General features: G+C 63.5%; 27 protein-coding genes and 1 pseudogene. 16 read left to right on the top strand and 12 right to left on the bottom strand.

The genetic code is table 11. The features are described from left to right. Position 1: 1 nt before the first annotated feature. The 3 genes from E5X34_RS23960 to E5X34_RS23950 all read right to left on the bottom strand — a co-directional run bounded on the left by E5X34_RS23960 (position 2) and on the right by E5X34_RS23950 (position 2,492). Positions 2 to 832: an oxidoreductase gene (locus E5X34_RS23960; RefSeq protein WP_292569900.1), complete on the bottom strand. Its 831-nt coding sequence runs from the start codon at positions 830 to 832 to the stop codon at positions 2 to 4. A gap of 158 nt (positions 833 to 990) precedes the next feature. Then, positions 991 to 1,629 carry an HD family hydrolase gene (locus tag E5X34_RS23955; RefSeq protein WP_292569794.1) on the bottom strand — a complete coding sequence of 213 codons (639 nt, stop codon included), beginning with the start codon at positions 1,627 to 1,629 and terminating at the stop codon, positions 991 to 993. Next, a complete protein-coding gene (locus E5X34_RS23950) occupies positions 1,629 to 2,492 on the bottom strand; it encodes a folate-binding protein YgfZ (RefSeq protein ID WP_292569791.1) in 864 nt (287 codons plus the stop codon). The genes E5X34_RS23955 and E5X34_RS23950 overlap by 1 nt, the downstream gene beginning before the upstream one ends. An 84-nt stretch (positions 2,493 to 2,576) precedes the next feature. On the opposite strand from E5X34_RS23950, the gene E5X34_RS23945 reads away from it, so the two are divergent. Together E5X34_RS23945 and E5X34_RS23940 are read left to right on the top strand one after the other, a co-directional pair. After that, a complete protein-coding gene (locus tag E5X34_RS23945) occupies positions 2,577 to 3,908 on the top strand; it encodes a dihydroorotase (protein WP_292569789.1) in 1,332 nt (443 codons plus the stop codon). Positions 3,909 to 3,959: 51 nt separating this feature from the next. Continuing rightward, the gene (locus E5X34_RS23940) at positions 3,960 to 4,184 is read left to right on the top strand and encodes a hypothetical protein (protein WP_292569787.1); all 225 of its coding nucleotides are present in this window, start codon (positions 3,960 to 3,962) and stop codon (positions 4,182 to 4,184) included. Between the two features lie 78 nt (positions 4,185 to 4,262). On the opposite strand, the gene E5X34_RS23935 is transcribed toward E5X34_RS23940, so the two are convergent. From E5X34_RS23935 to E5X34_RS23920, 4 genes are all read right to left on the bottom strand, one after another. Then, positions 4,263 to 5,054 carry a hypothetical protein gene (locus E5X34_RS23935; RefSeq protein ID WP_292569783.1) on the bottom strand — a complete coding sequence of 264 codons (792 nt, stop codon included), beginning with the start codon at positions 5,052 to 5,054 and terminating at the stop codon, positions 4,263 to 4,265. Positions 5,055 to 5,285: 231 nt separating this feature from the next. Then, positions 5,286 to 5,543, bottom strand: coding sequence for a hypothetical protein (locus E5X34_RS23930; RefSeq protein ID WP_040984202.1), 258 nt, complete (start codon positions 5,541 to 5,543; stop codon positions 5,286 to 5,288). Between the two features lie 354 nt (positions 5,544 to 5,897). Further along, positions 5,898 to 6,275 (bottom strand): TIGR02301 family protein, encoded by a 378-nt coding sequence (locus tag E5X34_RS23925; RefSeq protein WP_292569780.1) that lies wholly within the window; start codon positions 6,273 to 6,275, stop codon positions 5,898 to 5,900. 71 nt (positions 6,276 to 6,346) lie between these two features. Continuing rightward, positions 6,347 to 6,772 carry an NUDIX hydrolase gene (locus E5X34_RS23920; protein WP_292569777.1) on the bottom strand — a complete coding sequence of 142 codons (426 nt, stop codon included), beginning with the start codon at positions 6,770 to 6,772 and terminating at the stop codon, positions 6,347 to 6,349. 118 nt (positions 6,773 to 6,890) lie between these two features. Here E5X34_RS23920 and E5X34_RS23915 point away from each other — a divergent pair, with 118 nt between their 5' ends. Then, on the top strand, positions 6,891 to 7,652 hold the full coding sequence (locus tag E5X34_RS23915; protein WP_292569774.1) for an SOS response-associated peptidase: 762 nt from the start codon (positions 6,891 to 6,893) through the stop codon (positions 7,650 to 7,652). Positions 7,653 to 7,820: 168 nt separating this feature from the next. Here E5X34_RS23915 and E5X34_RS23910 read toward each other — a convergent pair whose 3' ends face one another. Further along, positions 7,821 to 7,976, bottom strand: a complete 156-nt coding sequence (locus E5X34_RS23910) for a hypothetical protein (protein WP_116390227.1) — start codon at positions 7,974 to 7,976, stop codon at positions 7,821 to 7,823. A 390-nt stretch (positions 7,977 to 8,366) separates the two neighbouring features. Between E5X34_RS23910 and cysS the strand changes: the two genes are divergently transcribed. The 7 genes and pseudogenes from cysS to cimA all read left to right on the top strand — a co-directional run bounded on the left by cysS (position 8,367) and on the right by cimA (position 14,207). After that, entirely contained in the window at positions 8,367 to 9,815 is a 1,449-nt protein-coding gene (cysS, locus tag E5X34_RS23905; protein WP_292569768.1) for a cysteine--tRNA ligase, read from the top strand. 119 nt (positions 9,816 to 9,934) lie between these two features. Then, positions 9,935 to 10,048: pseudogene (locus tag E5X34_RS23900) on the top strand (endonuclease domain-containing protein); the annotation flags it as partial. Further along, complete coding sequence (locus tag E5X34_RS23895) at positions 10,045 to 10,431, top strand: VOC family protein (RefSeq protein ID WP_292569765.1); 387 nt, start codon at positions 10,045 to 10,047, stop codon at positions 10,429 to 10,431. The pseudogene E5X34_RS23900 and the gene E5X34_RS23895, both read left to right, overlap by 4 nt. A gap of 21 nt (positions 10,432 to 10,452) precedes the next feature. Beyond that, positions 10,453 to 10,944: a GFA family protein gene (locus E5X34_RS23890; protein ID WP_292569762.1), complete on the top strand. Its 492-nt coding sequence runs from the start codon at positions 10,453 to 10,455 to the stop codon at positions 10,942 to 10,944. Then, the gene (locus tag E5X34_RS23885) at positions 10,941 to 11,417 is read left to right on the top strand and encodes a GFA family protein (protein ID WP_292569759.1); all 477 of its coding nucleotides are present in this window, start codon (positions 10,941 to 10,943) and stop codon (positions 11,415 to 11,417) included. The genes E5X34_RS23890 and E5X34_RS23885 overlap by 4 nt, the downstream gene beginning before the upstream one ends. Further along, positions 11,414 to 12,379, top strand: coding sequence for a prolyl aminopeptidase (gene pip, locus E5X34_RS23880; RefSeq protein WP_292569756.1), 966 nt, complete (start codon positions 11,414 to 11,416; stop codon positions 12,377 to 12,379). The genes E5X34_RS23885 and pip overlap by 4 nt, the downstream gene beginning before the upstream one ends. A gap of 211 nt (positions 12,380 to 12,590) precedes the next feature. Continuing rightward, positions 12,591 to 14,207 (top strand): citramalate synthase, encoded by a 1,617-nt coding sequence (cimA, locus tag E5X34_RS23875; protein ID WP_292569754.1) that lies wholly within the window; start codon positions 12,591 to 12,593, stop codon positions 14,205 to 14,207. A gap of 15 nt (positions 14,208 to 14,222) precedes the next feature. Here the strand turns inward: cimA and E5X34_RS23870 are convergent, their stop codons facing one another. Continuing rightward, positions 14,223 to 15,056, bottom strand: coding sequence for a sulfotransferase family 2 domain-containing protein (locus E5X34_RS23870; protein ID WP_292569752.1), 834 nt, complete (start codon positions 15,054 to 15,056; stop codon positions 14,223 to 14,225). Between the two features lie 235 nt (positions 15,057 to 15,291). On the opposite strand from E5X34_RS23870, the gene rarD reads away from it, so the two are divergent. Both rarD and E5X34_RS23860 read left to right on the top strand, forming a co-directional pair. Beyond that, a complete protein-coding gene (gene rarD / locus E5X34_RS23865; RefSeq protein ID WP_292569749.1) occupies positions 15,292 to 16,218 on the top strand; it encodes an EamA family transporter RarD in 927 nt (308 codons plus the stop codon). A gap of 57 nt (positions 16,219 to 16,275) precedes the next feature. Next, positions 16,276 to 16,962 (top strand): glutathione S-transferase family protein, encoded by a 687-nt coding sequence (locus E5X34_RS23860; protein WP_292569746.1) that lies wholly within the window; start codon positions 16,276 to 16,278, stop codon positions 16,960 to 16,962. A 3-nt stretch (positions 16,963 to 16,965) separates the two neighbouring features. Here the strand turns inward: E5X34_RS23860 and E5X34_RS23855 are convergent, their stop codons facing one another. Together E5X34_RS23855 and E5X34_RS23850 are read right to left on the bottom strand one after the other, a co-directional pair. Further along, positions 16,966 to 17,961 carry a transporter gene (locus E5X34_RS23855; RefSeq protein ID WP_292569743.1) on the bottom strand — a complete coding sequence of 332 codons (996 nt, stop codon included), beginning with the start codon at positions 17,959 to 17,961 and terminating at the stop codon, positions 16,966 to 16,968. 211 nt (positions 17,962 to 18,172) lie between these two features. Then, entirely contained in the window at positions 18,173 to 20,728 is a 2,556-nt protein-coding gene (locus tag E5X34_RS23850; RefSeq protein ID WP_292569898.1) for an EAL domain-containing protein, read from the bottom strand. Positions 20,729 to 21,117: 389 nt separating this feature from the next. Between E5X34_RS23850 and E5X34_RS23845 the strand changes: the two genes are divergently transcribed. The 4 genes from E5X34_RS23845 (at position 21,118) to E5X34_RS23830 (ending at position 23,770) form a co-directional block, all read left to right on the top strand. Continuing rightward, entirely contained in the window at positions 21,118 to 21,327 is a 210-nt protein-coding gene (locus tag E5X34_RS23845) for a DUF680 domain-containing protein (protein WP_292569741.1), read from the top strand. Positions 21,328 to 21,547: 220 nt separating this feature from the next. Beyond that, a complete protein-coding gene (locus E5X34_RS23840) occupies positions 21,548 to 22,519 on the top strand; it encodes an MBL fold metallo-hydrolase (protein WP_292569738.1) in 972 nt (323 codons plus the stop codon). A gap of 49 nt (positions 22,520 to 22,568) precedes the next feature. Continuing rightward, positions 22,569 to 23,030, top strand: a complete 462-nt coding sequence (locus E5X34_RS23835; protein WP_292569735.1) for a tetratricopeptide repeat protein — start codon at positions 22,569 to 22,571, stop codon at positions 23,028 to 23,030. A 233-nt stretch (positions 23,031 to 23,263) separates the two neighbouring features. Beyond that, positions 23,264 to 23,770, top strand: coding sequence for a DoxX family protein (locus E5X34_RS23830; RefSeq protein ID WP_292569733.1), 507 nt, complete (start codon positions 23,264 to 23,266; stop codon positions 23,768 to 23,770). Between the two features lie 20 nt (positions 23,771 to 23,790). On the opposite strand, the gene E5X34_RS23825 is transcribed toward E5X34_RS23830, so the two are convergent. Next, positions 23,791 to 25,041, bottom strand: a complete 1,251-nt coding sequence (locus E5X34_RS23825; RefSeq protein WP_292569730.1) for an ROK family transcriptional regulator — start codon at positions 25,039 to 25,041, stop codon at positions 23,791 to 23,793. Positions 25,042 to 25,110: the final 69 nt, after the last annotated feature.

The following is a 25,110-nucleotide window of genomic DNA, read 5'->3' as shown; positions in this document are numbered from 1 at the left end:
CTCATCGCATCTGGCTGAGGATGAGGCGATCGAACATGCGGTCACCGAACCATTTTCTCACACCGATCATCATCTTCGCATATTTGCCGGCGGCGTAGCGCGTTCTCGGCTTGGCCGAGCTCACAGCCTCCGACACCACATCGGCGATCACGCTCGGATCGCTGCCGCGGCCGTGGCCATAGCTCGCTCGGGTCGTCTTCGCCACGGCCTGCGTCACCTTCGCATAGGCGCCGCTTCCGGATCGCTTCAAAAGTCCATCCGCGACGACATCGCCGAATCCGGTCTCGATCAGACCCGGCTCGATGACCACGACCTTGATGCCGAAGGGCGCGAGCTCGAGCCGCAGACTGTCGGACCAGCCTTCCAGCGCATGCTTGGTCGCGTGATACCAGGCGCCGAGCAAGGTATAGATCTTACCGCCCATCGAGGTGATGTTGACGATCGTGCCAGCCTTCTTCTTACGCATTGCCGGCAGCAAAATCTGCGTCAGGCGCGCGGGGCCAAAGACGTTCACCTCGAACTGATAGCGCGCTTCATCGATTCCGATTTCCTCGACCGGCCCGTAAAGCCCGAAACCGGCATTGTTGACCAGGACATCGACGCCGTCCACTTCGGCAAGGATATTGGCAACAGCCGCTTCGATATCGGCGTCCTTCGAAATGTCCATGCGCAACGCGCGCGCGCCCAATGCAGCGAGGTCGTCCATCTTCTCGATCTGGCGCGCGGCGACATAGACCTGATATCCGTCCCGGATCAGGCGCCTGGCGATTTCCTTGCCCATGCCGGACGACGCGCCGGTCACAAGGGCTGTCTTTCTCTTCCTGTCAAACATGATTGCCTCTTGATCTTGCTCGGCACGGATATAGTGGCAGGCGCTCGCCCATTCAGTGACGAAGCACGCCATCGCAGTGGCAGATTGCGCCAACCTGCGCAGGTTTTCATGAAACTGATTGGCGGTTGTGTCCAGTGAGGGTCGCCGGCCTGCCTTCTTTAGCTTGCCGAATTGGCGACGAACGAGGACTGGCGCATGGCATCCAGTGTCTTGAAACGCTTGAGGAAAGCCGTTTGCGCCCAAGTGACGGATTTGGGCGTGAAGTCGAAGCGGTCGGCGGAGAAGCCGCGCGGGCGGCCGAAATACTCGGTCGCTTCCGCCGTCGAGAAGCCGGCCAGCAGCGTCGCCTCGAAATAGGCGGCGATCTGGTCGGCGCGCTTGATGTCCTTGCGCAAGGAGGCGGCGAGCTCCGCCGGCAGCGAGAAACGCAGATGGATGGCGCGCTGCAGGCGCAGCTCGCAATCCTTGTAGGAGCCGCCCATCACCGATTTGAACGGCGAGATCATGTCGCCGATGACATATTCCGGCGCGTCGTGCAGCAGCGCGGCGAGCCGCGCCTCCGCCGTGGCCTGCGGTGCCAGCTCGCCATAGAGCGCCTCGACCATCAGCGAGTGCTGTGCGACGGAGAAGGCGTGATCGCCGCTGGTCTGGCCGTTCCAGCGGGCGACGCGGGCGAGCCCATGCGCGATATCGGCGATCTCGACGTCGAGCGGCGAAGGGTCGAGCAGGTCGAGCCGCCGTCCCGAAAGCATGCGTTGCCAGGCGCGCGGCGGCGCGCCGGCCCGGTCGGCCGCCATCAGGCCTCCTCCGCGCTGGCCGCGCCTTCAGGGAAGCTGAACTTCGCCCAGGCGGGAATCGCGAGCGTCACTGGAACCTCGCCCGCCAGGATCGCCTCGCCGGCATCGAGCGCCGCCTTGACCCGGTCGATGCGGGCAATGGCAAGCCCGGTCCTGCCGCTAACCGAGCCGAGCGCGCCCACCGGCCGGCCGGCGACGGTAAGCTCGGTTCCCGAAGCGGGCAGGGGGCCGTCGGCCGACACGATCAGCACGCGTCGCCGCGCGGTGCCGCGATGCTGCATGCGCGAGACCACTTCCTGGCCAATATAGCAGCCCTTCCTGAAGCCGACGCCGCCGGCTTCGTCGAGCAGCACGTCATGCGGGAAGGCGTCGCCAAGCTGGTAGTCGACGCCGCTTTCGGCGACGCCGTTGGCGATGCGGGCGGCTTTCCAGCCATCAGGATCGCCACCGTCCTTTGCCCCGCCGCCATAAATACGCCTCACCGCCACATCGCGAAAACGCGTGTCGGCAAGCGCCGTTGAATCGGAAGATAAGGCGGTTGAATCATCGCCCCACGCGACCGTGACAACCACCTGATCCTGCTTGGCAATCTCGGCTTTTGCCCTCAGCCGATAAAGCATCAGTCGGCGCACGAAGTCGTCGGCGATGTCGGCCCGGCAGTCGAACCGAAAACCGTTGTCGCCGGCGCGCGAGATCAGGAAATCGAACAGGATCTTGCCCTGCGGCGAAAGCAGCGCGCCGGCTTTCGCCTCGCCAGGCTTCAGCGCGTCGAGATCGGTGGTGAGGATGTTCTGCAGGAAATGCTCGGCGTCGGGGCCTGACACGGAAATGAGCGCGCGGTCGTTGAGCTGGGTAGAGGGCATGAGGGAAAGTCGGCCTGATCTTGCAAAACGTTCGGCCATTACGTAAGCCGGCCACACTCCCCCCGCAAGAGATTGGACCTGCCCATGGCAACCACCTTCGACCTCATCCTGACAGGCGGCACGGTCGTCAACCATGATGGCGAGGGCCGCCGCGACATTGGCGTGAAGGGCGGACGCATCGCGCGGATCGGCGATCTCGGCCAGGCCTCGGCCCGCGAGACCATCGACTGCACCGGCCTGCACATCCTGCCGGGTGTCGTCGACAGCCAGGTGCATTTCCGCGAGCCGGGGCTGGAGCACAAGGAGGATCTGGAGACCGGCTCCCGCGCGGCGGTGCTGGGCGGCGTCACCGCGGTCTTCGAAATGCCCAACACCAATCCCTTGACCACCAGCGAGGCGGCGCTCGACGACAAGGTGCGCCGCGCCACCGGCCGCATGCATTGCGATTTCGCCTTCTGGGTCGGCGGCACGCGCGACAATGCTCGCGATGTCGGCGAACTGGAACGGCTGCCGGGCGCGGCCGGCATCAAAGTGTTCATGGGCTCGTCCACCGGCGACCTTCTGGTCGAGGACGATGAAGGCGTCGCCTCGATCCTGCGCAACACCCGCCGCCGCTCCGCCTTCCACTCCGAGGACGAATTCCGCCTGCGCGAGCGGCTCGGCGAGCGCGTCGAGGGCGATCCGTCGTCGCATCCCGTCTGGCGCGACGAGATCGCAGCACTTCGCTGCACCGAGCGCCTGGTGCGCATCGCCAGGCAGACGCGCGCGCGCATCCATGTGCTGCACATCTCGACGGCCGAGGAGATCGTCTTCCTCGAACAGCACAAGGATGTCGCGACTTGCGAGGCCACGCCGCATCATCTGACGCTGACGGCGGACGATTATGCCAGGCTTGGCACGCTGCTCCAGATGAACCCGCCGGTGCGCGCCTCGCGCCACCGTGACGGCGTCTGGCACGGCGTTTCGCAAGGCATCATTGACGTGCTGGGCTCCGACCACGCGCCGCACACGCTGGCTGAGAAGGCGAAGACCTATCCGGCCTCGCCGTCGGGCATGACCGGCGTGCAGACGCTGGTGCCGATCATGCTGGATCACGTCAATGCCGGCCGGCTCACGCTGCAGCGCTTCGTCGACCTTTCCAGCCACGGCCCGCAGCGCATCTTCGGCATGGCCAGGAAGGGCCGCATCGCCGCCGGCTACGATGCCGATTTCACTATCGTCGACCTGAAACGGCGCGAGACCATCACCAACGCCCAGGCCGGTTCCAAGGCCGGCTGGACACCCTATGATGGTAAGCAGGTGACAGGTTGGCCGGTGGGCACCATCCTGCGCGGCACGCGTGCCATGTGGGAAGGCGAGATCGTCACACCCGGCCAGGGCAAGGCGGTGGAGTTTTCCGAGGCGTTGCCGGCTTAGCCCTGCCAAAAGTTGGATTTGTTAAGCGCTCCGCATTATCTTGTAGGCGCTATGAGCGAGAACATCGCGCCGATCATTCCTGCAGACTTTCCCGAGCTCCAGGCGATTGCCTGGAACCGCGATGTCGCGCGCCCCATCCCCGCGAAAGAGGCCTTTGCGCTTTACGAGCGCAACTGGCGCTTTGTCGATCAAAAGCGCCTTACGGCACGTGAGAAGCTGCTTATCATGAAGTTGGCTGACGAATTCGGCCACGGCATCCTTCTGACCACCGCCTAAGCTGTCGCGACAGTCCTAACCAATAGGCTTGACGGACGTCGTTTCGTTGCCTCGCCACATTGCCATACCTGGGATGCCTTAATCTCCGGCCACAAAGAACAGCCACTGCCCGGTCGGCGTGATGCCGACGCGGTAGAAGATGTAGGCGCCGAACTGCTTCATGTCGTCATAGTCGCTGGCCGTGACCAGCTTGAACAATTCGACGCGCTGCCTCGCGTCGAGCTTGTCGAGCGGCAGCGCGAAGAAATACGGCCAGACATAGAGTTCCTGCGGCGTGCCGGTGTCGACATGGACATAGCCGGCCGAAAGCACCTCTTCCAGGATGGCGAGGATCTCCTGGCCGTCGCCGTCGCCCGAGAGGCCCTTGAGGAAGGTGATCGGGTCGCCGTCGATATCGCCCAGCGACAATTGCGTCATGGAATCGCCCTTGCCGATCAGCGGCCGCAGCTTCTCGATGTCGCCGGTGCGGCAGGCCTCGATGATCAGCCCATGCATGCGCTTGACCGGTTCGGGCAGCGTGTTGAGGTCGTAAACGACCGCCGGCGGCGGCGCGTCCGGATCGGCGCGCGGGCTGGTGATGCCGCCATTGGCGGGGGGCGTTTCCGGCTCCGACTTGTCGGTGTCGTCTGCCGGCTGGCCGCTGTCCGAAGGCTTGGAGCCGGGCGCTTCCGGCATCGGCACGGTCGCGCCGGGCGCGGCGCTGTCGCTGTCGGCGGGCGGGGTCACCGGGGAAGGCAGGTCCTCGCGCTGGATCTCACTCAGTGCGTAGGAAGACGTGCTGGCGAGGCACAAAGGCAGCGCGAGGCAGGAAGCGGCGATCAGGATGTTGAGCGTCAGCCCGCGCGGCCGGCCTGACATCGAAAATCTCACCGCTTGCCTCTCCATTGTTCCCCGGCCTAGATCAGAATGACGTTTCGTTGAACCGTCCTCCTGATCTAACCTTTTGTTGGAGCATGATCTTTTCCGAAAACCGGTTCCCACTTTTCGGGATCATGCTCTAGTCCGGGCGGCGCCTTGAATGGTCAAGCGCATGGGCATGATGCCCAAACGGCGTGCCCTCGTCAAAAGTCACTGTCGAAAAGTCGCTGTTTAAACGGATGACTAGTGCTTCAGCCGCTCCGGCTCGAAGGCGCCGGCGATCACCTTTTCCCGCATGCGGTCGAGCAGCGCCAGCGCCGAGGTCTCGCCATTGGCGCGCAGCATCTCGCCGAAAGCTGTCTCCAGCGCCGCCTCGGCGATGATTTCCGGTTCGATGCCAGCCGACAGGCCTTCCGCCCAAGCCTCGCTGTGGCTCTCAACGGCGGTCAGGCGTTTTTCTTCCCTGACCAATGCGTCGATGTCGCTGACACCATGTTCCATTGCGATGTCCACCTTACTGCAAGCGGCGATCCAACAGTGGACCCGGCTTGGGCTGTCAGTTCGTCCGCAGTCTCAATTAAGCCATTGTAAATACGACATTCTTAGGGTCGAAATTCACATTGTCGGCGAGACTGTGCTCAATCGATGCCGAGCTTAGCCGATTAGGCCGGCTTGCGGGATCAAAACCTTCAGTTTGAGTTAATTCCGCAATCGCGCGCTAACGTTTCATTAACACTGTTGCGAAACCGCAACACATGATTGCACCAGAGCGGGACAGGAGACAATAAGGCACATCACATTGGCGCCGATTGTCGCAAGAAATCTGGGCAAAACGCGCTGGCGGCCCGAGCTGCCTCAGTTCCCGTAGCGCGAAGCGATGTCGCGCGACAGCGTCTCGCCTTCCTTCATGTAGCGGGCGATGGCCTCGGTCGCCGAAGGCGTGCATCGCGTATAGGTGCCGCTGAAGGAGCGGTAGCCGCGGTTGAAGGAGGCGATGAAGCGGGCGCGCCGGTCGGGGTCCGGATTTTCCGACTCGAGCAGCTTTTCCATCTCGATCCGCCACTGGTCGCCCTTTTCGCCGCACAGGTTGCGCAGGAAATGCAGCGATCCCAGCACTTCCGCCAGCCGCATCAGCCCCGGCTCGAACGGCGCTTCTGCGGCGCGCACCGTGGCCGGCGAAGCGGCGATGCCGACAGCGAGGCACGCGGCGAGAAGAGGGGAAGCGCGGGTCATCGGGGCCTTGCGAAGAAAGGGCAAGGCTTTGTGGCGAAACATTTTGTCGCCTGCAAGGCCATTCTGGATGCTCACGGCATGGCGCGTTGCGCAGGGCCGAGCAACTCCTCGGCGACCGAGAACACGTCGCCGGCAAGCGGCATGTCAGCCATTTGCGCCAGCGTATAGAATGCCGCGGTCTCGGCATCGTCGTTTGCCACGGGTTCGCCGCCGGCATAGGCGGCGCCGAACACCGTCAGCAGATAGTCGACCGCGTGGTTTTCACCGCTGCCGTCGATATGGATGTCGCGCAGCGGGCGGTAGTCGATGGCTTCAAGTCCGGTCTCCTCGTGCAACTCCCGCGCGGCGGCTTGCGGCAAGGTCTCGCCCGGCTCGACCTTGCCGCCCGGATAGGCATAGAGCCCTTGCGATGGCGCCCGCCCGCGCTTGACCAGAAGCACGGTGTCGTCGCGCACGACCGCGACGGAAACGGCAGGTATGATCTTGCGCTCTTCCATGCGTGCCGATCTTTCTGCAGGCTTTTGTGGACCGATTGGGCGAATCCAGCTTTAGCCGTTGCGGCGTGGCGGTTCCATCGCCACTTTTGATGGCACGTCAATCGAAGAGCCCAGATCCATGTGCGGACGCTTTTCCCTGACCGCCACGCCGGACCGGACCGCCGCCTTCCTCGGCCTGGCCGAACTGGAGGGATTTCCGGCCCGCTACAACATCGCGCCGACACAGCCGGTGCTGATGGCGCTTGCCGGCCCGCCGCGGGAACCCGGCTCCAACCTGCCGGACCGCCAGGCGATGCTGGTGCGCTGGGGCTTGATTCCGGCCTGGGTCGAGGACACCAAGGCGTTTCCGCTGCTCATCAACGCCCGCGCCGAAGGCGTGTTGCAAAAAGCATCGTTCAAGACCGCCATGCGCCACCGCCGCGCTCTTGTGCCGGCATCGGGCTTCTATGAGTGGCAGCAATCGGGTTCGGCCAAGGGGCAGCCCTACTGGATCCGCCCGCGACGCGGCGGCGTGGTCGCCTTCGCCGGCCTGATCGAGACCTACTCCGAGCCCGGCGGTTCCGAGATGGACACCGGCGCGATCATCACCACTGAGGCCAATGCCGGCATCGCCCATATCCACGATCGCATGCCGGTGGTGATCGAGGAGCGCGACTTCGCCCGCTGGCTCGATTGCCGCACGCAGGAGCCGCGCCACGTGCTTGATCTGCTGAAGCCCGTCGAGCCCGATTTCTTCGAGGCGATACCGGTTTCCGACCTGGTCAACAAGGTCGCCAACACCGGGCCGGAGATCCAGGAGCGCGGCATCGTTTCGCCGCAGGCCGAAAAGCCCAAGCGCCAGAAGCCTGGCGCGGACGAAAACCAGATGAGCTTATTTTAAAGCAATTCCAGGAAAAGTGTGGAGCGGTTTTCCGTTCGGAATTGCGTCAAACCATCCAAAGAAGGCTGCCTGCCCGAAAGGCTGCTTTGGGGCCTTCATCTCCAGGGCGCTCGTAGCGCCCTCGTCACCGGCGCCCCCGTCGTCGGGGACCGCACCGGTTGCGCCGTTTCAGGCAGCGCGCGGCGAGACGATCTTCTGCGCGGGCTTCTTCTTCTTCGCGGTGTGGAGGAGGGCGGCGACGATGGCCGCCGGGCCGATCGCGCGGTAGTGGCTGGTGAGAGCCGGCTGCGTTTGTCGGTTTTGTTCCTGCTTGCTGCGAGCCATGATTCTCTTCCCTGGTAACGGTTTCGTGTTCAGCGTTTGCCGGTCGATTCGGACCAAATCGTGACACCGGGCGGTCTAGCCGGCGAATGTTTCATCACTGTGCCGACATGTTTAATAAAATGTTTCGCCCCGTCTTTACCTGTGATCCAACGACATCTTTCCTAAGCCGAGCGACTTGACGGCAACACCCGCCAGCGCGATAAAGCCCGCCATGAAAACGTCTTTCGCCATTTGTGGCATTTGCATTATTGGCTAGCCTCGCGCTGGTCCGGACGTTTTCGCCTCATCTTCTCCTAGATTGGACAAACGCCCCGGCCAGCAGGCTGGAGCCTGATTTGTGCCTTCGGCGCGGACCCGGTTCCAGTGAACCCAACCAAGGACCGGGACTGCATGTCTGACGCATCAAAGGGCCTCAGCCTCTACAACACGCTAACGCGGACGAAGGAACCGTTCGTCCCGATCGATCCGCAAAATGTGCGCATGTATGTCTGCGGCCCTACCGTGTATGACTTTGCCCATATCGGCAATGCCAGGCCGGCGATCGTCTTCGATGTGCTTTTCCGTCTGTTGCGCCAACTCTACGGCGAAAAGCATGTCACGTATGTGCGCAACATCACGGATGTTGACGACAAGATAAACGCCAGGGCGCTGCGAGACTTCGGCGGCGAGATCGCGGCCGGGAAGTTGTCGCTCAACGATGCGATCCGCAAGGTCACCGAAAAGACCGCCGATCAGTACCACAAGGATGTCGCCGCGCTTGGCTGCCTGCAGCCGACCTATGAGCCGCGGGCGACGGAGTTCGTCGCACCCCGCGCCGATGGCAAGGCCGACATGCTGTCGCTGATCCGCCAGCTGATCGAGCGCGGCCATGCCTATGTCGCCGGCGGCGAGGTGCTGTTCGATACCGCATCGATGCCGGACTATGGCGAATTGTCGAAGCGCAATCTCGACGAGCAGCAGGCCGGCGCGCGCATCGCCGTCGACGCGCACAAGAAGAACCCGGGCGATTTCGTGCTGTGGAAATTGTCTTCGCCCGAAGAGCCCGGCTGGGAAAGCCCGTGGGGCAGGGGCCGGCCCGGCTGGCACATCGAGTGCTCGGCCATGTCGGCCGCCTATCTCGGCGAGGTCTTCGACATCCATGGCGGCGGGCTGGACCTGATCTTCCCGCACCACGAGAACGAGATCGCCCAGTCGCGCTGCGCCCACGGCACCAAGGTCATGGCCAATGTGTGGATGCACAACGGCTTCCTGCAGGTCGAAGGCCAGAAGATGTCGAAGAGCCTCGGCAATTTTTTCTCCATCCATGAGCTGCTGGAGACCGAGACCTTCGGCGGCCGCACATGGCCGGGCGAGGTGCTCAGGCTGGCGATGCTGATGACGCATTACCGCGAGCCGATCGACTTTTCCGTGCGCAAGCTGGAGGAGGCGGAAAACACGCTGCGCAAATGGAAACGCGCGGCAGATCTGGCGCCCGCGGCCGCGAAGGAGCTGCCGGCCGAAGTGGTGGAAGCGCTGTCGGACGACCTTGCCACCTACACCGCCTTCCAGCGGCTGACGCAGCTTGCCGGCGAGGCCGTCGAGGCTGGCGGCGATGGTGGCAATGCCGCCGCTTCGTTGAAAGCGGCGCTAGCCTTCCTCGGCTTCGATGTCGGCGCGGCCAAGGTTGACGAGGCGGCAGTGGCAAAAGCAATCGTGGATCGTCTGGAGTTCATCGCTGCCAAGAACTGGGCCGAGGCTGATCGCATCCGCGACGAGCTTCTGGCACAGGGCGTGCAGCTGAAGGACGGCAAGGATCCTGTCACCGGCGCGCGTGTGACGACGTGGGAGGTCAAAAGGTGATGCGGCTTGGGCGATTGGCGAAGGCCGTGGTGACGGCCAATCTCCCCCCTTGCGGGGGAGATGTCCGGCAGGACAGAGGGGGGCGCCGTAGAGCGCTGACCTCGACTGTCAGGAGGCGTCTGCCGCGCTTCTGGAACGACGACGTGATCCGCGATATCGACAATGTCTGCCAGCATATCGTCATCGTGGCCGGGCTGGCCGCCGCGCCACCAAGGGAGGAGCTCGTCCTGTGATCGATCATCTCGGCATCACCGTTTCCGATTTCGAAGTGTCGAAATCCTTCTACGACAAGGCGATGGCGCCTTTGGGGGCTTCGCTGCTCTATATGGTGCCGGAGGAATACACCGGCGGCGCCAAGGTCGGCGGCTATGGCCGCGATCGGCCGGTGTTCTGGGTGAGCGCGGGCAAGGAGAAGCCGAAGGACCATCAGCACATCGCCTTCACCGCGCGCAGCCGCGCCGAGGTCGATGCGTTTCATGCGGCAGCGCTTGCCGTCGGCGGCAAGGACAATGGCGGGCCGGGCCTGCGTCCGCATTATCATCCGAACTACTACGGCGCCTTCGTCTTCGATCCCGACTGCAACAATGTCGAGGCGGTCTGTCATGACCCTGTCTAAGTCCGTGAAACGGAGTGAGCGATGAGCCTCGACAACAGGCCGATCTACACCGGCGGCTGCCAGTGCGGCGCCGTGCGCTTCCGCGTCGAAGGCGCGTTGGGCGACGCCTCGGTCTGCCACTGCCGCATGTGCCAGAAGGCGAGCGGCAATTTCTACCTGCCGCTGGTGTCGGTGCGCGGCGCCACGCTCGACTGGACGCGCGGCGAGCCGAAACGCTTCCGTTCCTCCAACGCCGCCTGGCGCGGTTTCTGCGCCGAATGCGGCACGCCGCTGACCTTCGAGGCGCCCGACGGTATCGCATTGGCGATCGCCGCCTTCGACGACCCGACCGGCATCGTGCCGACCATCCAGTGGGGGACGGAGGCGAAGCTTCCCTATGTCGACGGCATCCCGAAGCTGCCGTCCGAGGACACGATGGCCGATATCGCCTCTGCGCCTTACCTCGCCGAGCTCGTCTCCTATCAGCATCCAGATTACGACACCGACCAATGGCCGCCGGAGGAAAGACCATGACCGATCAAGTTCGAACCGGCGGCTGCCAGTGCGGCGCCGTGCGTTTCCGCGTGCACGGCAAGCTTGGGCGCCCGTCCATCTGCCACTGCCGTATGTGCCAGAAGCAGTTCGGCAATTTCTTCGGCGCGCTGGTGACGGTGCCGAAGGACGGCGTCGAATGGACCCATGAGGAGCCGAGCTATTTCCAGTCCTCGGTCAACATCGACCGCGGCTTCTGCGCCCGCTGCGGTACGCCGCTGACCTATCGCCAGCCGGGCGCGCTGGAGATCGCGATCGGCGCCTTCGACGACCGCTCCGATCTCGCGCCGCAGATCCAGGTCAACTACGCGGTGCGGCTGCCCTGGGTGGAGAAGATCTTCGAGGCGCCGACCCTCGACGATCCCGATTTCTACCGACGGCAGGAGCAGATCATCTCCTTCCAGCACCCCGACCACGAGACGGCCAACTGGCCGGAGCAGGGCTTGAAACTATGACGATGCACGGCAGTTCCTTGCGTACGCTCTATCCCGAGATCGAACCGTTCGAGTCGGGCATGCTCGATGTCGGCGACGGCCACACCATCTATTGGGAGCGTTGCGGCACCCGGGGCGCCAAGCCTGCCGTGTTCCTGCATGGCGGTCCGGGCGGCACCATCTCGCCGAAACACCGGCGGCTGTTCGACCCGAAACTCTACGACGTCATCCTGTTCGACCAGCGCGGCTGCGGGAAATCGACGCCCAACGCCTCGCTAGAAGCCAACACCACCTGGCATCTCGTCGCCGACATCGAGCGCCTGCGCGAGATGGCCGGCTTCGACAAATGGCTGGTCTTCGGCGGTTCCTGGGGCTCGACGCTGGCGCTCGCCTATGCCGAGACGCATCCCGAGCACGTCAGTGAGCTCATCGTGCGCGGCATCTATACGCTCACCCGCGCCGAGCTCGAATGGTATTATCAGTTCGGCGTCTCGGAGATGTTTCCCGACAAATGGGAGCGTTTTCTCGCGCCGATCCCCGAAGCCGAGCGCGGCGACATGATGGCCGCCTATCGCAAGCGGCTGGTCGGCTCCGACCGCGCGCGCCAGGTGGAGGCCGCCCGCGCCTGGAGCATCTGGGAGGGCGAGACGATCACGCTGCTGCCTGAACCCGAGACCAGCGACCCGTTCGCCCAGGACGACTACGCCGTCGCCTTCGCCCGCATCGAGAACCATTATTTCGTCCATGCCGGCTGGCTGGAGGAAGGGCAGCTTCTGCGCGATGCCTGGAAGCTGAAGGACATTCCCGGCACCATCGTCCACGGCCGCTACGACATGCCGTGCCCGGCGAAATATGCCTGGGCGCTGCACAAGGCCTGGCCGAAAGCGGATTTTCACCTCATCGAAGGCGCTGGCCACGCCTATTCCGAGCCGGGGATTCTGGATCGGCTGATCCGGGCGACGGATCGGTTTGCAGGGAAATAATGATGCAGGTTCGTGCTCTACGGCGCCCCCCTCTGGCCTGCCGGCCATCTCCCCCACAAGGGGGGAGATCAGCAGCTTCGGCCCTGCCGCTTCTCCTGCAACGCTGGAGATTGGCGAAAGCCGAAGTGCCGTCCAATCTCCCCCCAAGCGGGGGAGATGTCCGGCAGGACAGAGGGGGGCGCGAAGGATCCCGGCATTTCGAGCTATCGCCATGAAGAAACAACGCCTCTACCTCTTCGACACCACGCTCCGCGACGGCCAGCAGACGCCGGGCATCGACTTTTCCGTCGAGGACAAGATCGCCATCGCAAAACTGCTCGACGCGTTCGGGATCGACTATGTCGAGGGCGGCTATCCGGGCGCCAATCCGACCGACACCGCCTTCTTTCAGAAGAAGCGGACGGAAAGCGCGAAATTCGTTGCCTTCGGCATGACCAAGCGGGCAGGGGTCTCGGCTTCCAACGATCCAGGGCTGGCGGCGCTGGTGCAGTCGAAGTCCGACGCCATCTGCTTCGTCGCCAAGAGCTGGGACTATCATGTGCGCGTGGCGCTCGGCTGCACGAATGAAGAGAACCTGGAGTCGATCAAGGCCTCGGTCGAGACGGCGGTGGCCGCCGGCAAGGAGGCGATGGTCGACTGCGAGCATTTCTTCGACGGCTTCAAGGCCAATCCTGACTACGCGCTGGCCTGCGCCAGGACCGCCTACGAAGCCGGCGCCCGCTGGGTGGTGCTGTGCGACACCAATGGCGGCACCCAGCCCTCGGAAGTGCGCGAAATCGTCGGCAAGGTGGTCGCCGGCGGCATCCCTGGCGACCATCTCGGCATCCATGCGCATGACGACACTGGACAGGCGGTGGCCAATTCGCTGGCCGCCGTGGAAGCTGGCGTGCGCCAGATCCAAGGCACGTTGAACGGCATCGGCGAGCGCTGCGGCAACGCCAATCTGATCACCATCATCCCGACGCTTTCGCTGAAGCCCGCCTTCGCCGACCGCTTCGAAACCGGCATTTCGGCGGAGGATCTGACCGGAATATCCAGGCTCTCCCGTGCCTTCGACGAATTGCTCAACCGCGCGCCGGAAGCGCAGGCGCCCTATGTCGGCTCTTCCGCCTTCGCCACCAAGGCCGGCATCCACGCCTCCGCGCTGGCCAAGGAGCCGGCGACCTACGAGCACGTGCCGCCGGAAGCCGTCGGCAATCGCCGCCGCGTCATGGTCTCCGATCAGGGCGGCAAGGCGAATTTCCTCGCCGAGCTGAAGCGACGCGGCATCGATGTGCCGAAGGACGACAACCGGCTCGACTCCTTGATCGCCGTCGTCAAGGAGCGCGAGGCCGAAGGCTATGCCTATGAAGGCGCCGACGCGTCCTTCGAGCTGCTCGCGCGAAAAATGCTGCATGGCTTGCCGGAGTTCTTCAACGTCACTTCCTTCCGCTGCATGGTCGAGCGCCGCTTCGATGCCAACGGCAATCTGAAGACCGTCTCCGAGGCGATTGTGAAGGTCGAGGTGGACGGCGAAGAGAAGATGTCGGTGGCGGAAGGCCACGGCCCGGTCAACGCGCTTGACATCGCGCTGCGCAAGGACCTCGGCAAATACCAGAGCGAAATCGTCGACCTCGAGCTCGCTGACTTCAAGGTGCGTATCCTCAATGGCGGCACAGAGGCCATCACGCGCGTCCTGGTCGAATCGCACGATTCCACCGGCGCCCGCTGGTGGACGGTCGGCGTTTCGGAAAACATCATCGACGCCTCGTTCCAGGCGCTTATGGATTCGATCGTCTACAAGCTGATGAAGAACCGCGAGATGGCTGGGCTGGTGGCGGCGGAGTAGGGGGAATTCGGACCGTCAGCCGGCTCGATAGTCGGCATCATAACCGAACCGCCTGAAATCCTCCGCATAGGCCCGCCTGGCCGCATCAACCAGCGGACGCGTCCATGCAATTCCTGGCGTAGGGGCAGACTGGTTGAGCGGTTTTGCCAGCGAGTTTCGAATTTCCTCCGAAGCGCCTAATCGGGCCAAGACGGGATTCAAGCCCTCGGCCAGGGATTCGAGCTTTATGATCTCGACCCTGAAGTCGCTCGAATTCGGAATTATTGCTGACATTAGGCCCCAATGGCCATTCTTGCCGAGAGCAGCCGTTGTGCATGCGCCTTTGACGAAGCTGTCGAAAGACAGTTGGTCTCGGTCGATGTCGGACGAGGACAATGAGGTCATGTCACCCATCAATTGCTCGATTAGTCCGGTATTTCCTGGGTCGGATAGTTTGAGCTCATAGAATTTGTTGAGATAACATGACCGCAATCTGGAGAATGGATTTCTCACCACGGAGAAAATCAGCGTTTCCGGGTCGCGCAGCAGCGATTCGAACAGTTTTACGCCGACGTCGCTCGGGGCAAGCAGTCCGGATTTTCGACGCGAATGATATGCCTCGGGATCGTCATCATGGTTGATTCCGTAGGCGCAGATCGAAAGCAGTCGCTTGACTGTGGTGCAACCCGCCTTGGGTACTTCCACATAGATCAGCTTTCGGTCCGGGAAAACGTGAAAGAAGTAATCGATGTCTGTTGTTGCGCGGTAAGCCCGATAGGCGACCGAGTCGGCCAGATGACGCCTTACGCCGAGCTGTGCTCGGAAAAAAGTATACTTCCTATTCTTTATAGCACTTGTCAGGCGCGACATTGAAGGGCTCCAGAATCACTTCATATTAGAATTCCCCCAAGCGCTAAAATGAGGCTATTACTACGGGCGGGCCATCGCAAACAGAAAATTCTGTAGGCGGGCTGCGGAGGCGAATTGTGATGCGGCACCACGGAAAGGAAGCGGTCCGAGCCCGCTGAGCCATCACCAAAACTCCGTTGATCCATCATAATTTTGTGATGGTCTTGGGCGGCCTACTGGGCCATAGCGTTGGGCCATGGTCACCGCTACAGCCGATCTCGATCAAGACGCCAAGGGCCGACGCGGCTTCCTTCTGGCGCTTGGCGCTTATTTCCTCTGGGGGCTCTTGCCCTTCTACATGAAGGCGGTGGCGCATCTGCCGCTTGCCGAGGTGATCGCCAACCGCGTCGTCTGGTCGGTGCCGATCGCGGCGGCGGTGCTGATCTGGGCTGGCCGCACCGCCGACTTCAAGGCGGCGATCCGTTCCCCCAAAAGCCTTGCCATGGCCGCGCTGACGGCGGTGCTTATCTCGGTCAACTGGGGCATCTATGTCTGGGCGATCGCGGTCGACCGCACCGTGGAGACTGCGCTCGGCTATTACATCAACCCGCTGGTCAATGTCGTGGTCGGCGCCGTGCTGCTCGGCGAGCGGCTCGACCGGCTCCAGATCGCGGCTGTTGCGCTGGCCGCCATCGCGGTGACGGTGCTGACCGTCGAGGCAGGCAAATTGCCCTGGGTGTCGCTGGCGCTCGCCTTCTCCTTCGCCGCCTACGGCTTCTTCCGCAAAACGCTGCCGATCGGCCCGAGCCAGGGGTTCCTGCTCGAAGTGCTGCTGCTCTCAATGCCGGCGCTCTGCTACATCGTCTACCTGATTGCCACCGGCCAGGATCACCTCATCTCCAGCACCGGTTCCGACACGGCCTTGCTGATCGGCTGCGGCCCGATCACCGCGGTACCGCTGCTGCTGTTTGCCTTCGGCGCCAGGCTGCTGCGCCTCTCCACCATCGGCATCATGCAATATATCGCGCCGACCATGGTGTTCCTGATCGCCGTGCTGATCTTCAACGAGCCGTTCGGCACCACACAGGCCATCGCCTTCGCGCTGATCTGGATGGCGCTGGCGATGTACAGCTGGTCGATGTTCAGGGGCCGCGAGGTTCGGCCGGCGGCACCCGCGAGATAAGCAAAAGCGCGAGACGGCTATCCGTCCGCAACCGCGTCGAACAGAGGAGGGCGCCCGATGTACGTTCTGCATATCGGCAACAAGAACTATTCGTCGTGGTCGCTGCGGCCATGGCTGCTGATGCGTGTCCTCGGCATTCCCTTCGAGGAGCGGCTGACGCCGTTCCCGGTCGGGCCGAGTTTCGACCTCTACAGGCAGTTCTCGCCAAATGGCCGCGTGCCCTGCCTGGTCGATGACGGTTGGGCGGTCTGGGATTCGCTTTCGATCGTCGAATATCTGGCCGAACGCCATCCGGGCGTGTGGCCGGTGGATGCGAAGGCGCGCGCCTGGGCACGCTCGGCCGCCGCCGAGATGCATTCGAGCTTCACCGCGCTGCGCAACGACTGCCCAATGTGCTGCGGTGTGCGCGTCGAGCCGTTGCCGATGTCCCCCGCGCTGAAGCACGATCTCTTCCGCATGGGAGACTTGTGGAACGATGGTCTTTTGCGTTTCGGCGGGCCCTTCCTGGCCGGGGACCGTTTTGGCGCCGTCGATGCCTTCTTCGCCCCCGTTGCGTTCAGGGCGCAGTCCTACGGCCTGCCTTTCGAAGGTGAAGCGGCTGACTATCCGCGGCGGCTTCTCGACCTGCCGGCCATGCGCGAATGGTACGCGGCCGGCCTCGCCGAGACGTGGCGCGAACCCGGCCATGAAGCGGAAGTCAGCGCCGCCGGCACCATTGTAGAGGACCTGCGGGCAACAGCATGAGGGTCAGACGCGCCCGAGTCGTCGCACGATCTTGTAAACCACGCCGGCGATGACGACCGAGATCGCCGTCACCACCCAAAAGCCGTGCGGCGTATCGACCAGCGGCAAGCCGCCGACATTCATGCCGAACAGCCCGGAGATGATGGTCGTCGGCAACAGCACCGCCGTCATGACCGACAGGATGTAGAGCAACTGGTTCGACTGCTCGGTGAGCTTCGCCATCAGCTCGTCCTGCAACAGGCGCGTGCGCGCCTGCAGCTGCTCGCCGTCGTGATGCAGCGTGTGCGCCCGATGCGAGAGCCGTGTGGCCATGTCGTTGATCGGGTCGGGCAGCTCGTTGCGATGCGAATGGTCGAGGTGGCGGAAAAGGCTGGTGAGCGTCGCCATCTGCCGGTGGATCAGCACCAGCTGCCGGCGCGCGTCGACCAGGGCCTGGCGTTCATTGTGCCATGCATCGCACACGATGCGGTCCTCGATGCCGTCGAGCGTGTCGCCCATCTTGTCGAGCTCGGCCGCCATGCCGTCGAGCGACTGGCCCATAACCGCCTCGATCAGCTCGGCCGGCCTGCGGAATTTCCGCGTGCCGCTCTCCACCAGCTTGCGGATCCTGTCTACCGATTCCAGCGGCTGCTTGCGAGCGCCGACCAGCATCCTGTCGTTGAAGGCGAAGCGGAAATGCGTGAGCCCGCGCGCCTCGGCGAAATCGTGCCTGAGGTCGGGCAGGTCGCCGTAGAGGAAGTCGTCCTCGAAATCGATCTGGCAGCCATGACTTGGCGACAGGAAGGCGTCGCGCACCGGCGCCGGCAGGGCCGTCTCGGCGCCGATCTCGTGGCGGGCGCGCATGTCGGTGATCTGGTAGCTGCGCCAGCTCCAATGCGCCTCGGCGGGATCCGCGGTGCGGGAACCGTCCGCCTTGAAATGGTAGATGAAGAACAGCCCGTGCTCGTCCGGCAGATAGGGCGAGAGGTCAGTGCCTTCAGCGGGGAGGGCGATGTTCATGGCGGCTTCGCCGGTTCTTGATGCGGTCGTGGTCGCGGGGGCGGCCACGGCAAACCTACCATGGCGATTGCCGCCTGGTGTGACAGTTTGATGACCGGGCTTAGCGCGTCTCCCTCTCGGCGAGGGCTGTCCTGTCGTTTGCTCGTTTGCCGAACGGGTCGTGCAGCCGGCAAACGGCCCGGTCAAATGGTAGATCGGTGAGCCGGCATCGCTATCCCGCTGCCAGCCACTCCCGCGACTGCGCAAAGGTCCTGAAGGATGTTGCGTCCATGGGGCGCCCGAAGGCGTAGCCCTGCAGGATGTCGCAGCCAAGCTCCTTCAGTATGCGCCCATGTTCCATCGTCTCGACGCCTTCCGCCACGACCCCGATGCCGAGCGATTTGCCGATCTCTATGATTGACGACACTAATCGCCGCTGCGCCGCCGAGCCGGTTATCGGCGTGATGAGCTGCCGGTCGATCTTGAGACGGCGCGGTTGCAGTTTGAGCAGGCTGACGATGGATGCGTAGCCCGTGCCGAAATCGTCGATCTCGATGTCGATTCCGAGTTCCTTGATGTGTTCGATGTTCCAGGCGACGAGGTCGTCGTGCTCGTCGAGAAAGATAGACTCGACGAGCTCGAACGAGACGGTTCCCGCCTTGATCGCCAGCTTGCGCAGGCCCTTTATGAGATCCTTGTCTTCCAGCCTTCGTGCCGAGACGTTGACCGACACGCGCGGGATGTTGAGCCCGTCGAGCGACCAGCGCTGGAAATTCTCGAGCGTTTGTTCGAGGATCGTGCGGTCGATGAGCGAGACCACGTTCAATTCCTCGGCAACCTTGAGGAACACGTCGGGGCCAAGGATGCCGCGCTGTGGATGGCGCCAGCGCGACAGCGCCTCGACACCGACGATCTCGAGCGTGTTGGCGTCGAACTGCGGCTGGTAATAGGCAATGAACTCGTTGCGCTCCAAGCCGCCGAGAATCTCGTCGGCGGTCTGCTTGGTCTTCACGATCTCGCTTTGCAGCTCTTCGTTGAAGAACTCGTAGCGGTTGCGCCCTCGGCTCTTGGCCCGGTAGAGCGCGAGGTCGGCATTGACCAGCAATTGCTTGGCATCGATGCCGTTATTGGCCGCAATCCCGATGCTGACCCCAAACCGGCATTGATGGCCCTTATAGTCGACGGGTTGGCGCATCTCTTCGATGATCCGGTCCGCGAGGACGGCGAGTTCATCGTCCCTGCATTCGCGGCACACCACGATGAACTCATCCCCGCCGATGCGCGCCACGAAGTCGGCTGTCCGGACGTTGGCCTTGATGACCTTCGATGCATGCATGAGCATGGCGTCGCCTGCCGCATGACCAAGCGTGTCGTTGATCTGCTTGAAGCGGTCGAGGTCGAGATGCAGCAAGGCGGTGCGATCATCGTGCGCCCCGGCCAGCATCTCATCGAGATAACGGCGGTTAGGCAGGCCTGTCAGGGAATCATGCAGCGCGACGTGCTCGATCCTAGCCTTGGCGGTCTCGAGCTCGGCATTCTTCGATTCCGACAATTGCCGCTCACGCACCAGATTCTCGTTGAGCAGGACGTCGCTGGTCACGTCCCATTCAGCGCCGATCATCTTCGGCGTGTCGTCGACGTCCTGCAGGAAGCCTGCCCGGGTGCGCACATGGCGGACGGTACCGTCAGGTAGGAGAAGACGGTACTGCGAGGAATAGCGGCCGTGGGTTTCGGCCGCCGTGTCGAAGTCCTTCCTTGCGCGCTCCAGGTCGTCTGGATGAATGGTCAGCGCCCAGTCGTCATAGCCACGCGGCCGGCCGTCAGCCGGCTTGCCATAGATTTCGTTGACGCGGTCGTCCCACACGAGCTGCGAGGTGGCGAGGTCATGTTCCCACACGCCGATGCCCGAGGCGTCGAGGGCAAGCTCCAGCCGCTGCGAAAGCCGCCGCAGCTCCGCGTAGTTCTTCTGTCTCTCGCCGAACAACCAGCCGGCTATCAGGATGGGCAACACAACCAGCGCGCCGGCCAGCGCCATCGTTGCCCACAAGGTGGCCTCGTTCTTCGGCGTGGCCGGCCAGCCGTGTTTCGGTATCGCCGACAATTGCCAGGACCCCAGCGGCAGTTCCACTTCGGCCGTCACCGGGGTGCCGTCGACCACGTTCTCGCTGCCGAAGAAGCGCTGGCCGCCGCCGCCCAGCGCGTCCTTGCCTGTCAGGGCGACCTCGATATCGAGGTCCGGGTCGGTGAGGCCGCTTGCGGCAAAAAGCCTGTCGACATCGATGACCGCCGAGAGAATGCCCCAGAACCGGTCACCGCCGCCCACTGTCGGTACGAAAATCGGAATCCTGCCGATGAAGCCTCGGCCGCCCTGGACGAGGTCTACCGGACCCGCCAGGACCAAGGCGCGCTGGTCACGCGCCCGTAGCGCCGCCATGCGTTGTGCTTCATTCTTGCGGTAGTCGAGCCCGAGCGCCTTTTCGTTGCCCTCCATCGGGTACATCAACGAGATCACAAGGTCGGGCGCGCCGGCAATGTTGCGCAGCTGCGATTTCTCATTGAAAAGGTTCGCGGCGAGCGCCGCAAATCGCTGTTGCCCCATATACGGCTCGGTCGTGACCGCTGAAGCAAGGCCCTGCACCAGCTGCAGGTTGCCGTTTATGTTGCCCTCGAGCTTGGCGCGAATGATGTTGACCTTGGCCAGCACCTCGGCGCGCATCAGCTGGTCGGAGACTTTTCTGTTTTGCTGATCGACGAAGATCGCGCAGATCGCAAGCACGAAAACAGCGATAGCCGCCGGCAAGTTGGCGGAAGAGAAAACGGCCGGTCTGATGCGGCCGATATTGAAACCCGTCCAGGTCAATTCGACAGGAATACCTTTCGCGGACAGAAATCCATCGGCTGAAGCTAACAGGAAGTGCTTAAATTTAACTTCCGGCCCGGCTTCAAGTTGCGTCACTGGTAGCTTCGCGGCTTATTTTCAGCCCAAAAATTGGAGCGATGCTTAACGCCGGCTAACTGGCCGCGGCTTCCCGTTTCATCCGGGCGAGTCGCGATTTCTATCGCCCCCTGAAAAGATTCTTCCGCGTTCCGGGAATAAAGCCCGGGCCTTCCGGGTCTTGGCTGTAGCGAGGCCATCCTCCCAAGGCACGCATCAACCAACCCGGAAGGAATACGCATATGAACAAGATCGCCCTCACCGCAGTCGCCATCCTCGTTGCCACCGGCGGCGCCTTTGCCGGCAGCGACCACTTCTCCGCGGCCGCTCAGCAGGCAGCCGCCGTCGATACCACCACCACTGCTTCGATCGTGAAGCTGGACCGCCACGACATGAAGCCGGCGGCCAAGATCGCTGCGGATGAGCCCGGCCAGGGCATCTGGGGTCGCTGAGCTAGGAGTCGAGGCCAAAGGTCTTGACCATGTGCGAGGAAGGCACGCCTCGCCCGGTTCAACGACCAGACGTCCCGATCTCCCCGGCGCCGGCCGGTCTTCAGTCGGACCGGCCGGCACCGGCTTCCGCAGCCGGCGGAGGGTCGCACCGGGCCCTCCGCCAATTTCTCACACCGCCTGAAACCTGACGCAAATTTGCAGCCACAAGAGGAGATTTCTGATGTTCAACATGACACGTCGCATGGTGCTCGGATCCGCCGCCGCCGCTGCCGCCTTCGGCATTGCCGGCAAGCTGGAATTCGCGCCCGCGGCTTACGCCGAAACCCCGGTGGAGCCGCTGGTCGGCTTCTACAAATACAAGGTCGGCTCGCTCGAGGTCACCGCCGTCTATGACGGCATTTGGCGCAAGCCCCACGACCCGGCCTTCATCAAGGACGTGTCGGTCGACGATACCAAGGCCGCGCTCGCCAAGGCGGGGCTGACCACCGAGTTCATGCCGATCCCGCTCACCGTGGTCGTGCTCAAGATGAACGGCCGCACCATCATGATGGATGCCGGCTCGGGCGTCGGCCAGTGGCAGGCCAACGCCACGCATCTGCCGGCCAACATGAAGGCCGCCGGCATCGATTACAAGGCGATCGATACTATTCTGATCTCGCATTTCCATCCGGACCATGTCTGGGGCCTGATGGAGAAGGGCACCAACAATCCGGTGTTCCCCAATGCCGAGCTGGTCGTCAACGCCACCGAGTACAATTGGTGGACGGATCCGAGCCGCCTCGCCAAGCTGCCCGAGGGCCGCAAGCCGGCGGGCAAGCGCATCGCCGAGAATTTTCCGAAATGGAAGAACTGGAAGCTGGTCGACGACGGCGCGGAAGTGGTGCCCGGCATCCGCCTCATGGCGGCGCCCGGCCACACGCCTGGCCATTCCGTCTACCATGTCGATGCCGGCGCCGAGCAGTTCCTCGTCTCGGCCGACACCATGTACGTGCCGGCGCTGCTTGCCCCGCATCCCGAATGGCAGGGCGCCTACGACCAGGACGGTCCGACGGCAATCGCCACCCGCCACCGGATCATCGACCAGGTGATCGCCGACAATGTCCGCATCTGCGGCTCGCACTTCCCGTTCCCCGGCACAGGCAGCTTCGTCAAGGACGGCAACGCCTACGCCTTCACCCCAACCCAGATCTGATCGGGAAATCCGATCTGAATCAGATCCTGAACAGAAAGCGACAACGCCAATGAAACACTTAACTTTCGCGGTGCTCGGCGCCATAGCGGTCCTGACCGTGGCACCCATCGTCATCGCCGTTCCGGCCTATGCGGTGGACGACATCGAAGGCACTGATGCGCCCGACCTGACGGCCGTCAAGGCCAAGATCGACGCCAAGGACTATAAGGGCGCGCTGGCCGATCTGCGCGACCTGGCGCAGGACACCCAGCAGGCCGACGTCTACAACCTGCTCGGCTTCACGCTGCGCAAGACCGGCGACTACCAGACCTCGCTGACCTACTACACCAAGGCGCTGGAGCTTAAGCCCGACCACAAGGCCGCGCATGAATATCTGGGCGAGCTCTATGTCGAGACCGGCGACAAGGCCAAGGCCAATGAACAGCTCGCCTCGTTGCAAAAACTCTGCCCGTCGGGCTGCGAGGAGCTTTCCGACCTCAAGCAGGCGATCGACACGAAGGTGACGAAGTAGATCAGCCCGTTCCTCGCCCCCACAAAGTGGGGGAGAGGTAGCCGCGAAGCGGCCGGAGAGGGGCCCTGGCGCTGATCTCTCCCTCCAATACAACGTTTTGGGCGCCACGGCGGTAGCGCCCGAAAACCGGAGCCGGCGTTCCTCTCCCTCGCGCCGGCTCCGACCTTTCAACCTCGAGCGCGCGTCCACGCGGGCGCGTGACGGCCACCTGTTTCCAAGGATTGGAGCCGATCATGACACCGACCGAACTTGCCGAAAAACTTAACGCCAGGGACCTCGTCCTGCTGGCCGGCCGACTGCTTCTGTCGCTGATCTTCGTGCATGAGGGACTGCAACTGGCGACGCATTTCGAGGGCGCTCAGAAGGCGATGGCCGCGCTTGGCGTCGGCACGCCGCTGCTCATTGCCACCATCGCGCTGCAACTCGGCGCCGGCCTGTCGGTGGCGCTCGGCATCCTGACGCGGCTGGGTGCGATCGGGCTCGGCCTGTTCTGTCTGATGACGGCCAGTCTCTTCCACACCAATTTCGCCAGCCAGAACGAACTGTTGCATTTCGAAAAGGACTTGGCCATCGCCGGCGGCATGTTCATCCTGGCGCTGAGCGGGGCGGGCAGGTTGGCGGTGGATCGCGTGCTTTGCGCGACGCTGAAGGGCAAGGCCGGCGCGAGCGCCAAGGCCGGCACTAACGCCGCACCTGCCGAGCCGCATCTGTCGACCGGTGTGACGAGCCTGCCGGTGTGATGTCCAGAGGCGCCTTTCGATCAGCCCTGGCCGGCGAGCGCGGACAGGCTTCCCAGCAGCTTGGGCCGGTCCTTGCCGATCATCAGGACGCTGCTGTCGGGGGCGAGCAGCGCCGAGAAGGGCAGCATCGCCGCGCCGATCGGCGAGGCCTCCGGGCCGAACTGTCCAGGCACAATTTCGGGCGCGACAATGCCGATGGCGCTGACGCGGTTGAACTGCTTTTGCACCTTCGCCAGCAGCTCGAGATGAATCGAACGCGGTAGGATCGAGTCCAGCACGATCGCCTCGATGTCGATGACCGAGGTGATCGCGATGATCGCCTCGACCAGCGCGTTGGCGCAATCCTCGATCCATTCGAACAGCGGCTCGCGCGCGCCGGGCGGCATGGGATCGAGCTCGCGCACCCGCACGATCTCGACGCCACGCGATTTCAGGTGATTGACCAGCACATAGATCGAGGCGCGGTGCAGCAGGCTCTGGTAGCGCGCGGGCTTAGCCGCCACCGAATCCAGGCTTGAGGGCGAGACCGGCAGCGGACCGAGCGCGGCGCTGTTGCCATGCGGTCCGGTATGCACCTTGCCGCCCTGCACCAGGCCGCCGCCGACGAAAGTGTCGATCGAGATATGCATGAAATCGTGGAAGCGAGCGCCGGCACCCTGCACGAGCTCGGCCAATGCCGCCGAGGTGGCGTCGTTCTCGATGAACACCGGTGTCTTCGGCGGCGTCGCGAAGAAGGTCATCAGGTCGATCGCTTCCCAGCGGGCGCCAAGGTCATCCGGGAAACCCAGCTCCTCGCTCCATCCGCCCAGAAAATAGGGCGAGGCGATGCCGACGCCGACGATCGAGGCGTCGTCGAGCCCGTCGACCAGCGCCTCGAAATTGGCGAGCGAGGTGTTGCCGGCCCGGCGCACCAGATCCGGGTCCGGATAGCGGTATTCGTGCGAGGCACGCGCGCGCACTTCGCCGGCGAAATCGACCAGCACCGCTTCCAGCGCGCGCCGGCCGATCTTGATGCCGACGCTGTAGATGCGCTCGGGCGCCAGCCGGTAGAGGATCGACGGCGATCCGCGCTGCCCGAACCTTTTTCCCACTTGCTTTACGAAACCGGCCTGCTCCAGCCCGTCGACGATATCGGCGACAGCGGCGGGGGTGAGGTGGGCGGCGCGCGCCAGATCGGACTTGGACGCCTCCTTCAGGCGGCGAATGGCATCGAGCACGAAACGCTCGTTATAATGCCGAACCTTGACCGAATTGCTGCCTTTTCCCGACAAAACGCCATCTCCCAGGTCTTGCCGCAAGCACGGCCGGCTCTATCTGCAATCGCGACCGTGAAGCCGTTG

The sequence above is a fragment of the Mesorhizobium sp. genome, from assembly GCF_004963255.1.
Classification (GTDB): domain Bacteria; phylum Pseudomonadota; class Alphaproteobacteria; order Rhizobiales; family Rhizobiaceae; genus Mesorhizobium.
This window is presented reverse-complemented; position numbering and strand designations above follow the sequence as displayed.